A 1330-nucleotide genomic window follows, 5' to 3' on the forward strand; every position below is an offset into this window, starting at 1 on the left:
TGTCCAAAATGTAATGGTGAATTAGTTTCAAAAAATACAGATGAGTAGCTCTGCTACTCATCTGAGAGTATCACGAAGTGATATTTTGTTCTTTTTATGTTATTTATTATTTGCTTAAAGCTAATATATTATTTTTTTGCTCTAAAAATTCTTCTTCTGTCAAAATACCTTGCTCTTTTAATTTGCCTAATTTTTCAAGCCTGCTTATAATTTCATCATAAATATCTATATTGTTTTGATTATTCGTGTTAACATTAGATTGATTTTCATTAGTTGATTTATTTGTTTTTGTAATTCTAGCTCTAACATATTCAGCAAAATTCCTAACTTGATCTTTCATTATATGTTTAATCTCAGCTTTATTTCCTGAAGCAAATATAGTTATACTACCTTGCATAATGCTAGTTTCATACTGTATAGAACTTATTTTATCATATGGGAAGTCTTCTACTTTTAATCCGAAGAAACTTTTGTCTACAAAAATAAGTCTTTTATTAGTTGCAACAAGAATACCTATATTATTATTATACATACCCTGTACAAGTTTTTCTATTTTTTCATCTTCCCACAATATCTTAGGTAATTCTTTTATTTCTTTTTTCCCAAGTAATTTACTTGAAGTATCAAGCATTTGTAGTTGATTTTTTATTTCTTCTAATGTTGGCATACAAAAACCTCCTTATAAATACAATATATATATATTAATTGTAAAAATGTATATTCTTTTATATTATAACAAAAAATTCCTTATAAAATCAAAAAAACACTCAAATATTTATATTAAATTTAAGTTTTAACAATTCACTATGTACATTTTCAGCAGCAGCGATTTGCTCTATTGTAAAGTAATCTGGATAATTATTAAAAATATCATCATCAATAAGCAATTCTGCTGCAAATTTATTAGCTTCATTTTCAATTTTTCCCCTAGGGAAAAGTGTATTTTCACGAATAAAATGAACTTCTTTAGATGAATGAAGCATAGCATGTCCTAGCTCATGAGCTAAAACTATTCTTTTAGAACATTCATCTAAATTAGAGTTAATTACTATAAATTTATTTCTTTTTACATTTATGTAAAACCCTTTTGTATAATCGTTATAAGATTTATATTTGATTATTAGCCCCATTTCTTTTGCTATTTGTTCAGGGTCTCGAGTACCATATTTTTTTACTAAATTTTTAACTCGTATGTCTATTCGTTTCAAAAATAGCTCCCCCTAGTCATTATCTGTTTTTAGCTCGTTGCAGAACTCTACAACTCGCATAAATACTACATTTAAATTTATAGAAATGGCTAAGTTTCCCCCATTTTGGGTATATATACATT

The 1330-nt window shown here is 26.1% G+C and carries 2 protein-coding genes; both read right to left on the minus strand.

From position 1 onward, the window contains the following. Window positions 1-106: 106 nt before the first annotated feature. Complete coding sequence (locus tag BUA77_RS13260; RefSeq protein ID WP_072891078.1) at window positions 107-667, minus strand: PH domain-containing protein; 561 nt, start codon at window positions 665-667, stop codon at window positions 107-109. Window positions 668-767: 100 nt separating this feature from the next. Then, window positions 768-1208: an ImmA/IrrE family metallo-endopeptidase gene (locus BUA77_RS13265; RefSeq protein WP_072891080.1), complete on the minus strand. Its 441-nt coding sequence runs from the start codon at window positions 1206-1208 to the stop codon at window positions 768-770. Window positions 1209-1330 lie beyond the last annotated feature (122 nt).

It is taken from the genome of Tepidibacter formicigenes DSM 15518 (assembly GCF_900142235.1).
GTDB classification, from domain to species: domain Bacteria; phylum Bacillota; class Clostridia; order Peptostreptococcales; family Peptostreptococcaceae; genus Tepidibacter; species Tepidibacter formicigenes.